Annotated in this window: 9 protein-coding genes and 1 pseudogene; 5 read left to right on the top strand and 5 right to left on the bottom strand. The window is 46.5% G+C overall.

Annotated features, from left to right (window positions below; translation table 11 throughout):
- Positions 1-227 precede the first annotated feature (227 nt).
- Positions 228-986, bottom strand: a complete 759-nt coding sequence (locus tag HZY94_RS00540) for an ABC transporter ATP-binding protein (protein WP_179924513.1) — start codon at positions 984-986, stop codon at positions 228-230.
- Entirely contained in the window at positions 983-1,849 is an 867-nt protein-coding gene (locus tag HZY94_RS00535; RefSeq protein ID WP_179924512.1) for an ABC transporter permease, read from the bottom strand. Before HZY94_RS00535 ends, HZY94_RS00540 begins: the two co-directional genes overlap by 4 nt.
- A 245-nt stretch (positions 1,850-2,094) precedes the next feature.
- Between HZY94_RS00535 and HZY94_RS00530 the strand changes: the two genes are divergently transcribed.
- The 4 genes from HZY94_RS00530 to HZY94_RS00515 are packed head-to-tail and all read left to right on the top strand — an operon-like array spanning position 2,095 to position 7,235.
- Positions 2,095-3,756, top strand: a complete 1,662-nt coding sequence (locus HZY94_RS00530) for a ribonuclease J (RefSeq protein ID WP_179924511.1) — start codon at positions 2,095-2,097, stop codon at positions 3,754-3,756.
- A 10-nt stretch (positions 3,757-3,766) separates the two neighbouring features.
- On the top strand, positions 3,767-4,543 hold the full coding sequence (locus HZY94_RS00525) for an alpha/beta hydrolase (protein ID WP_179924510.1): 777 nt from the start codon (positions 3,767-3,769) through the stop codon (positions 4,541-4,543).
- Between the two features lie 50 nt (positions 4,544-4,593).
- Positions 4,594-5,283: a matrixin family metalloprotease gene (locus HZY94_RS00520; RefSeq protein ID WP_228064516.1), complete on the top strand. Its 690-nt coding sequence runs from the start codon at positions 4,594-4,596 to the stop codon at positions 5,281-5,283.
- 59 nt (positions 5,284-5,342) lie between these two features.
- Positions 5,343-7,235, top strand: a complete 1,893-nt coding sequence (locus tag HZY94_RS00515) for an ABC-F family ATP-binding cassette domain-containing protein (RefSeq protein WP_179924509.1) — start codon at positions 5,343-5,345, stop codon at positions 7,233-7,235.
- 30 nt (positions 7,236-7,265) lie between these two features.
- On the opposite strand, the gene HZY94_RS00510 is transcribed toward HZY94_RS00515, so the two are convergent.
- From HZY94_RS00510 to HZY94_RS00500, 3 genes are read right to left on the bottom strand one after another with little or no spacing between them, the layout of a single operon-like run.
- Positions 7,266-7,520 (bottom strand): lipopolysaccharide assembly protein LapA domain-containing protein, encoded by a 255-nt coding sequence (locus HZY94_RS00510; protein WP_179924508.1) that lies wholly within the window; start codon positions 7,518-7,520, stop codon positions 7,266-7,268.
- A gap of 8 nt (positions 7,521-7,528) precedes the next feature.
- Complete coding sequence (gatD, locus tag HZY94_RS00505) at positions 7,529-8,317, bottom strand: lipid II isoglutaminyl synthase subunit GatD (protein WP_179924507.1); 789 nt, start codon at positions 8,315-8,317, stop codon at positions 7,529-7,531.
- A 3-nt stretch (positions 8,318-8,320) separates the two neighbouring features.
- Positions 8,321-9,661 (bottom strand): Mur ligase family protein, encoded by a 1,341-nt coding sequence (locus HZY94_RS00500; RefSeq protein ID WP_179924506.1) that lies wholly within the window; start codon positions 9,659-9,661, stop codon positions 8,321-8,323.
- A gap of 356 nt (positions 9,662-10,017) precedes the next feature.
- On the opposite strand from HZY94_RS00500, the pseudogene HZY94_RS00495 reads away from it, so the two are divergent.
- Positions 10,018-10,319, top strand: a pseudogene (locus HZY94_RS00495) (IS1634 family transposase); the annotation flags it as partial.

The raw sequence follows: 10,319 nt of genomic DNA, 5'->3' as shown, positions 1-10,319 counted from the left end.
AAATAGTTTTGCAGTTTCTTGACGTGTATGTCCCTCTTCTACGTAAGCGAGGACACGTTTTCTAAAATCAATTCCGTATGCCATAAGACAAGTATACCATATACGGTTTATAAGCTAAACGACTATATTGAAAGTCTTGGTTGTTCATTGGAATCATCCCTTTCAATAATCTATATTCAGTATACTATATTTTCTGAAAATCTACAATGATTTTAAGGGTGTATTTCTTAGTCAAAGAATTGGTAGTAATCCTGCAGGCTGAGTTGGGCTTTTTCGTCTTGCTGGAGGTCTTTGATGATTTGGCCGTTTTTTAAGATCAGAAGGCGATTTCCATAGTGGAGGGCATCTTCCATACTGTGGGTAATCATGAGACTGGTGAGCTTCATCTCCTCAACAAACTGTTGGGTTAACTTCATCAAGTCCTTGCTGGTTTTGGGGTCCAGGGCAGCGGTGTGCTCATCGAGCAGGAGCAGGTCCGGTTTTTTTAAGGTCGCCATGAGGAGGCTGAGGGCCTGGCGTTGACCGCCCGATAGGCTTTGGACTTCGGTATCCAGATGGTTTTCCAAGCCATTGGGAATTTTTTTCAAGAGATTCTTAAAATAGTCCAATTTTTCCTTGAGTTGACGGGGGCTCAGGTCACGCTTCTCGCCACGGTAATAGGCAATCAGCATATTTTCAGCCAGAGTCATCCGTGGGGCGGTGCCCATTTTTGGATCTTGGAAAACGCGGGCAATAAATCGGGCGCGTTTAGCAGGGCTCCAGTTGGTCACATCGGTATCGTGGATGAGGATCCGGCCCTCGGTGAGGGGCAGGGTACCGGCAATTACATTAAAGAGGGTCGATTTCCCAGCCCCATTCCCACCCAAGACGGTGATAAAATCCCCTTCATAGATGGTCAAGGAGACATGATCCAGGATAACCCGTTCTTCCTCCAGTCCATTTTGAATGACCTTAGTGGCCTCCTGTAGTTCAATAATTTTTTTCATGCGTTTAATCGAACTCCTTTCAAAATGGATTTTCGCAGTTGTGGCACAATGAGGCAGAAAGCCAAAATAAGGGCATTGTAGAGGCGCAGATAGTTGGTGTTGAAACCAAGCGCTAGAACCACCCAAATGAGGAGTTGGTAAAGGACTGCCCCCACTCCAATTGAAATCAACCGCTCTGGAAGACTAACATTCTTGAAGAGGACCTCGCCGATGATGATGCTGGCCAGGCCAATAACGATAATCCCGATCCCCCGAGAGATATCTGCGTAGCCTTCCTGCTGTGCCACCAAGGCACCAGCCAAACCAATCATGGCATTAGAAATAACCAAGCCCATGACCTCCATCCGAGGTGTTTCAATCCCAAAGCTCTGTGCCATGTCGGGATTGTCACCCGTGGCGATAAAGGCTTGTCCCAAACGCGAATTGAGGAAATAAATAATCAAGGTTAGAAGAAGGCTAAAGACCAGCAGGCCTAAAACGACATTGTTAATCCGATCTGTAAAGGGTAGCCAGGATTGCAACAGGGCCTGATTTAGAAGCCCTAAATTGGATCGGCCCATGACCATCAGCATAATCGAATGGCAGGAGGTCATCACTAAAATACCTGCGAGAATAATGGGGATCCGCCCCTTGGTGTAGAGCATACCTGTGGTAAAACCGGCCAAGGCACCAGCTCCAGCAGCAGCTAGACTGGCAAGTAGGGGATTGACACCGGCGGTGATCAGACTAACAGCAACTGCTCCTCCTAGAGGGAAGCTGCCTTCGGTGGTCATGTCCGGGAATTTAAGAATCCGGAAGGTAAGGTAGAGACCGATTCCCAAAACGGCCCACAACAAACCTTGTGAGATAACTGATAGAATCATCGACTGGACCTTTCATTTTAATCTGTTACCATTGTACCAAAAAGGAAGCCTCTGAGCTCGCCGGTCTGTCTAATTCTTTCACAAATAGGAGGAGATTCGATTTACTGTGGCTTAAAACCAGGGTCTGGCTATGGCCAGGAGTAGAATTAGTATTAGAAAAAAAGGGTAAATTGTAGTATAATGAATAAGTTCATCACAGGGTGAAATAACGACAAAATATGAAAAATCTATTTAAAGGAGGATTTATGTCAGACATTAAAATTACGGCTCTTGGCGGAGTTCGTGAAAACGGAAAAAACTTTTACTGGGCAGAGATTGATGGCGCCATCTTTATTCTTGATGCGGGACTGAAATATCCAGAAAATGAGCAACTCGGGGTAGATGTGGTGATTCCGAATTTGGAGTACCTGATTGAAAACCGCAAGCGGATTGCGGGTGTATTTTTAACCCATGGTCACGCGGATGCGATTGGTGCTCTTCCTTATTTGTTGGCAGAAGTACAGGTTCCTGTCTTTGGTTCTGAATTAACCATTGAGTTGGCTAAGTTGTTTGTCAAACGCAATGAGCGTGTCAAGAAGTTCAATGACTACCACATCATTGATGAGGATACCGAGATTGATTTTGGCCAGGCAACGGTATCTTTCTTCCGGACAACTCACTCAATTCCAGAAAGTTTAGGGATTGTCTTGAAGACCGATCAGGGACAGATTGTTTATACAGGTGACTTTAAATTTGATCAGGCCGTTAGTGCCGCCTATGGAACCGATTTTGGTCGTTTGGCAGAAATTGGTAAAGAAGGGGTCTTGGCTCTCTTAAGTGATTCTGCTAACGCAGATTCCAGTCAACAAGTGGCAAGTTACAGTGAGGTAGGCGAGGAAATTTCTCAGACCATCGCGGATTGGGAAGGTCGGATTATTGTGGCAGCTGTTGCCAGCAATCTTTCCCGCATCCAACAGGTTTTTGATGCTGCCCTGGAGACTGGCCGTAAGGTGGTCTTGACTGGTTTTGATATTGAAAATATTGTCCGAACTGCCATTCGCTTGAAAAAATTGACCTTGGAAGATGATAAGGTTTTGGTTAAACCCAAGGATATGGGCCAATATGCACCAGAGGATCTGATTATCCTGGAAACAGGCCGGATGGGAGAGCCGATTAATGGCCTCCAGAAAATGGCCCAAGGCCGCCATCGCTATGTTGAAATTACAGATGGAGATTTGGTTTATATTGTAACAACACCTTCTATTGCCAAGGAAGCGGTTGTGGCACGGGTGGAAAACATGATCTACCAAGCTGGTGGAGTAGTTCGGGTTATTACCCAGCACTTGCGCGTGTCTGGTCATGCCAACTCACGTGACCTGCAACTCATGCTTAGCTTGTTGAAACCGCGTTACCTCTTCCCTGTTCAAGGGGAGTACCGCGATTTGGTTGCCCATGCCAAAGCAGCCATGGAGTTTGGGATGTCTTCCGATCAGATTTTCCTTATGAAAAAAGGCGATCAAATGGAGTGGGACGGTCAGGACTTTGTCTTTGCAGGATCGATTCCGGCGGCTGATGTGCTGATTGATGGGAATGCCATTGGTGATGTCGGAAATGTGGTGCTAAGAGACCGGAAAGTCTTGTCAGAAGATGGGATTTTTATTGTTGCGATTACAGTCAATCGTAAGCAGAAGAAGATTGTTGCTAAGGCTAAGGTCCACACACGTGGTTTTGTCTACGTCAAGAAGAGTCGGGATATCTTGCGGGAATCGGCTGAATTGGTTAACAAAACAGTGGAAGAATATTTGAGCCAGCCAAACTTTGACTGGGCTGAATTAAAAGGAGCGGTGCGGGATAACTTGTCCAAATATCTCTTTGAGCAAAGCAAGCGCCGTCCAGCAGTCTTGCCGGTTGTGATGGAAGTGAAATAGGAGAACTGGGATGGCCTTAGTAACGCTGGATTATAAATCAGAAGTTTTATCGATGAGCATGACGCTAAAACTGCTCTACCCAGAAAAGGCTTTATATACTGCAGAAGTAGAGGACATTCCAGTCCTCTATCTTTTACATGGAATGAGTGGGGATGTGGATACCTGGATGCGACGAACTAGCATTGAGCGCTATGTCAAGGACACCAATCTAGCGGTGGTGTTTTTGGATACCCATGATGGCTGGTACAGCAATACCCATTCTGGCTACAGGTATTTTGACGCCTTTACCCGGGAAGTACCAGAACTTCTAGCCAATCTCTTTCCCAAGCTTTCCCGGAAGCGGTCGAAAACCTTTGTGGCCGGCCTATCAATGGGCGGTTATGGAGCCTTGAAATTGGCCTTGCTGACCAATCGTTTTTCCCATGCAGCTAGCCTGTCGGGAGCCTTGGATTTTCAAGATTTGGAACCGCTCGTGGATGAGTTTCGCGGTTTGACCTACTGGCGAGGCGTTTTTGGGAATCAGATTTTTGACAAAAACCAACCAGATCACTTGGTAACCTGGCTGGACCAGGCCGATCGTGAGACCAAATTGTTTGTTTGGTGTGGGGAGCAAGATTTTCTTTTTCCGGCCAATCAGCGGGCTCAAGTAGTCTTGGAGGAAGCCGGTTTTGAGTTGACCTTTACCTCCAGTCCTGGAAAACACGAATGGTACTACTGGGATCAACAGATTCAAGAGGTGCTCAAATGGCTACCGATTGATTACCAGGAAGAGGAGCGTTTGAGTTAAGCATTTTTTTAGCCTTCTTCTCTATACTAGGAGGTCAAGGAGGTAGCAATTTGTTTCTTATTCGTTTTATTTGGAGAATTGTCTCCACCATCCTCCGTTTGTTGTTCGGCTTGGTGAGGTTGTTTGTGTGGACAGTCAGTCTGGCCTTGATTTTGTTCTTTGTGGGACAGTGGATGACCGGTGGACAGCTGAGCCAAGTACCAGTGTCGAGTTACTTGACGGAACTTCCCCAACGGTTTTTAAGCAATCCGACAGAAATCCCAACCGATTTGACGACTTCTCAGTCGGACCAACGCCATCGCTGGGATCAAAACCAAGCCTTGGTTTATATTTCCACGGAAGATAGCACCATGGTTTCTGCCTATCGAGATGCTATGCGCCAGTGGAATCAGACCGGAGTTTTTCAATTTATAGAGACGGACGATGCTAGTCTGGCACAAATCGAAGCTGGTGTTTATGTCGATTCCCAGGTCTCAGCAGCAGGCGAGACGGAATCGCAAACCAATCTCTTAACCAATCGCCTCAACAAGGCCAAGGTGGGCCTCAATGCCCACTACCTATCCAATCCCTATTATGGCTACAGCTATGAACGGGTGGTCAATACCGCGGCCCATGAATTGGGACATGCCATTGGCTTGGACCATACCAATGAAGAATCAGTCATGCAACCAGCCGGTTCCTTCTATTCCATTCAAGCCAGGGATATTGAAGTCGTCCGGCAACTTTATCAAGATCAATGATGTCATCAAAGACTTGGGAAAAGCTCCCAGGTCTTTTGTCTTTCTGCTATAATAGACTTATGATTATTATGCAAGCAAGTAAGGTAGAGCGTTCCTTTGCCGGCGACGTTCTCTTTCAAAATATAACCTTTCAAATTGGCGATCGGGATCGAATCGCCTTAGTTGGGCGCAATGGTGCTGGTAAGTCGACCTTGTTAAAAATTTTGGTAGGGGTCGAGGAAGCAACCTCGGGTGAGATCAGCCGTAAAAAGGACCTATCCCTGTCCTACCTGTCCCAGACATCTTCCTTGGATTCTAACTTGTCTATCTATGATGAAATGCTTAAGGTCTTCGCGAGTTTACGGCAGGATGAACAGACCCTCCGGGACTTAGAAGCCCAGATGGGCCAGGTGACGGGAGCTGAGCTGAGTACGCTTATGAGCCGCTATGACCAGCTGTCGGAAGCTTTTCGCCAGGCAGGTGGTTTTCAGTATGAGGCTAAAATCCGTTCCATCCTCAATGGTTTTAAGTTCGATGAAAGCATGTGGCGCATGCCTATTTCAGATCTCTCTGGAGGGCAAAAGACCCGTCTGGCCCTGGCCAAAATGTTGTTGGAAGAGCCACAACTCTTGGTCTTGGACGAGCCAACCAACCACCTGGATATTGACAGCATTGCCTGGTTGGAAAATTACCTGGCCAACTACCAGGGAGCCCTTTTGATTGTCAGCCATGACCGCTATTTCTTGGACAAGGTGGCGACTGTCACCTGGGATTTGCGTCCCAATGCCTTGGACCGTTATGTGGGTAACTATTCGCATTTTGTGGAGGAGAAGGCGCAGCGGTTGGAAACCCAACGCAAAGAGTACGAGAAGCAACAAAAAGAAATTGCTGCCCTTGAGGATTTTGTGGCGAAAAACCTGGTGCGGGCTTCGACAACCAAGCGGGCTCAATCGCGTCGGAAGAAACTGGAAAAAATGGAGCGTCTGGAAAAACCAGGCGGCCAGGAAAAAGCGGCAGCGATTGCTTTTCCGATTGAGCGTTCTTCTGGGAATGTGGTGTTGACAGTCGAGGATGCGGCCATTGGCTATGAGGACCAGGTCCTATCGCAGCCTATTTCCATGGATTTACGGAAATATACAGCCCTGGCCATTGTTGGTCCTAATGGGGTGGGTAAAACGACACTCTTGAAATCCTTAAAAGGCGATCTACCTTTTATCCAGGGTCAGGCTCGTTTAGGCACCAATGTTGATTTTGGTTATTATGACCAGAATCAAGAAGCCTTAAATGCTCGGAATACGATTCTGGATGAACTCTGGAATGACTTTCCACAACTGCCAGAAGTGGACATCCGTAACCGACTAGGGGCCTTTCTCTTTTCCGGGGATGATGTCCAGAAAACAGTGGGGATGCTATCGGGTGGCGAACGGTCACGGCTACTTTTGGCCAAACTCTCCATGGAAAAAAATAATTTCCTAGTCCTGGATGAACCGACCAACCATTTGGACATCGAGAGCAAGGAAGCCTTGGAACAGGCCCTCATTGATTTTGAGGGAACCCTTCTCTTTGTCAGTCATGACCGTTATTTCATCAATCGGATTGCGGATCAGGTTTTGGAATTGAGTCCAGAGGGTTCCCGACTTTTCCTAGGAGACTATGATTATTATCTAGAGAAGAAGAAGGAATTAGAGGAACTGGCTCAAGAGGCTGAGCCGGAGATGCCTGCGACCCAGGAGGTTTCCAATCTCTCCTATGAGCAGCAAAAGGAGAATCAAAAGGAGCTCCGCAAACGCCAACGCCGGATTGAGGAATTGGAGCGATGCTTGGAGGAGCTAGGCCAGCTGCAGACCGAGATTCAGGAAAGCATGTTGGCTAGCAATGATCCTGATCAGCTGATCCAGCTTCAGGCAGACTTGGAAAAAGCCCAGGCAGAAGAAGAAGCGGCCCTAGAAGAGTGGGCAGAATTGGAAGAATAGAAACAAAATAACCAGTCGCAGGGCGACTGGTTATTTTGTTTCTGGGAGCTCTTTCGGCTCCGGTGTGCTTCTTTTCTGGTCTTTCTTTTTCTTTTTGCTGGGGCGGCTATAGAGGAGGGTAACTAGAGCGCCGAGGATAAAGGAAAAGAGGATAACCAAGATTAAGGGTAATTGGACTTTGGTAATTAGGAAGGAGACTTCGACTTCTTGAATGTTGCTGATGGAGAGCAGGGCGATCAAGAGAACTGAAAGCAGGGAGAGGTAGTAACGAAATTTCTGGTTCATAAAAGCTCCTAGTTGCTAAATTCAGCCTTGGATTTGGTATCGCTGAATTCTTGAGAGGCTTCAAGGCTGAGAATATCTTCGAAGCTGGCGAATTGGATATCTGGATATTTTTGTTTGAGGGCTGTGGTAACCATCCGATAGGCCAGGTTGGCATTCCGAGAGAGGATGGGACCGTGGAAGTAGGAACCATAGACATTGTGGTAGTGGACCCCTTCACCATCCTTGGTCTCATTATTACCGTTGCCGTAAACAATCTTGCCGAGTGGTTTTTCATCATCAGCTAGGAAGGTCCGCCCTTGATGGTTTTCAAATCCATAGTAGGTTTCATTAAACTCCTCATTATGGATTTTGATATCTCCGATAAAGCGGTTGTTTTCTTGATTTAAGGTATAGTGGCCCATAACCCCAATCCCTTCGATCCGCCGCCCAGAGGCTTCGATGTAATATTGACCGAGGAGTTGGAATCCGCCACAGATAGCCAAGACCACCCCTTCCTTGTCGTGGATAAAACGGTCAATTCCATCCCGTTTGAGGGGAAGGTCCTTGGACACAATGGATTGCTCGTAATCCTGACCACCACCAAAAAAGACGATATCATAGTCATCTTCCTGGAAGGGATCATCTAGGGAGACGATTTCAATGGTTGCAGCAGCTCCTAATTTTTCGGCCACATATTTGAGCATGAGGATATTGCCGTTATCCCCATAGGTGTTCATCAGATCGCCATAGAGATGGGCAATCCGGATCTGATAGGGGTAGTTTTGGGGATTGGCAGTTTGTAAAGAAACGTAGGTCATTAATTACTTCATCTCCTTTGAAACGAGATGCTGGTTGGCTAGGAGTTCCCGCATTTCCAGCATAGCGGTGTAGGTTGCAAGGATGTAAGCTCGTGGAGCTTCTTGTTGTTTGATGGCTTCGACTAGGTCCTTGAGTTGATCCAGTTCGGTCATCTGGTCGGCTGGGTAGCCAGCAACCCGAATCCGTCGGCTAATTTCGGCATGCCGGACGCCACCTGTGAAGACTTGGGGAACATCCATATCCTGGATTCGTTCAAATTCAGCATCCCAGATCCAGCTGGTATCAATACCGTCGGCATAGTTGGCATTAAGCAAGAAGGACATGGTGAAAGGACCTGGAGCTAGTTGGATCATTTCCAAGGCTTGGGTGGCTCCAACTGGGTTTTTAATCAGGACTAGCGTACATTCCTTGTCGCCGATTTTAAAGGTTTCTTGGCGACCAAAAACGGCCTTACTCTTGTCAAAACCAGCACGAATCGTCTCAGCAGGAATTTGGTAGAACTCTGCAACCGCCACAGCTGCCAAGGCATTGTAGATGTTGTAGAGGCCACCGATATTGATGCTGTATTCTTGGTCATCAATGCGGAAACGGGAAGACTTCTCGGTCAACTCCACCAACTCTGTGAGGCGGTAATCCAGCGGCTTACGCGCAAAGGAACAGTTGGGACAGAAGTAGTTTCCTAAGTTGGCATAGGTGATCATCTTGTAGCGTAAGATGTGTTGACACTTAGGACAAAGAATCCCTTCAGTGTTGTAGTGGGCTAGGTGGGCCTCTTTCTCCTTGTGGTCAAAACCAAAAGAGAGAACAGGGTTCGGCAAATCTACGGATTGAAAAATGGGACTATCCCCATTAACCAAAATGGTAGCCTCGGGTGCCTTTTTGATACCATCTAAAATAAATTGGTAAGTGGTGTAAATTTCACCAAACCGGTCCATCTGGTCGCGGAAGATATTGCTGAGCACAAACAGGGAGGGTTGAATGTAGTCACAAATTTTGGGCACACTAGCCTCGTCCACTTCCAGAACGGCAATTTTTTTACCGTTTTTCTGTGGTGTTTTGAGGAAGGTAGTGGTAATCCCGGTGATCATATTGGCCCCACTAGTGTTGGTCAAGACCTGGCCAAAGGCTTCGGAGAGGATACCAACAATGAGCGAAGTTGTCAGGGTTTTCCCATTGGTCCCGGTGACCAAAACAATCTCATAATCCTTTGCAAGTTGATCCAAAATATGGGGGTCAAATTTTAGCGCAAGTTTTCCTGGCAGGGTCGAACCCCGGCCGAGCATTTTTAAGGCAGTTGCACTGGTTTTTCCAGCTGCCAATCCAAGTAGTGTATTTAGTTTCATGGATTTATTTTATCATAAAAGTGGCAAGAAGAGGCAGCTCCTAGTCTTGGTTCTGGTCTCTAATCGTGGTATAATTGTAAAGTTAATGAGCCGATTGAGAAAAGAAGTGGAGAACGTTCGGGTATGAATTTTAGATATTTAGGGGATCCCCAATACTGGCAAAGTTTTTTTTCCAGTCCCTGGGCGGTCCTAAAGTGGCAAGAAGAGGCAGCTCCTAGTCTTGGTTCTGGTCTCTAATCCCGACTTTATCACCTAGATTTATGAAAACTTAGCTCAAACCCTTGATAGAGCTGAGTTTTTTTGTAAAATCCAACTATTTTTCTTGTTGTATATGGTTGTGTATGGTATAATAGAGTATGGCATTTATCAAAACAACTACCAATAAAGAAGGCCGTACTCACGTTTATCTTGTAGAAGGATATCGTAAGGACGGTAAAGTAAAGCAACGTATTTTAAAAAAATTTGGTCTACTGGACGAGTTAGAGTTGGAAGAACCTGGGATCTTAGAGCGTTTAAAACGGGAAGCTAAGGAAGGTCTACTGACCGATCCAAAAGTATTAAAAATCTCCTATGATCTTCTGGCTCCTATGCATGAACCAGATAAGTCTTATGGATGGATGATTTTAGACAATCTATTCGAGGAGTTAAACCTTACTGA

This window comes from Streptococcus danieliae, assembly GCF_013415245.1.
Taxonomy (GTDB): Bacteria; Bacillota; Bacilli; order Lactobacillales; family Streptococcaceae; genus Streptococcus; species Streptococcus danieliae_A.
The sequence above is the reverse complement of the archived record's forward strand: the minus strand, read 5'-3'. Positions and strand labels throughout refer to the sequence as shown.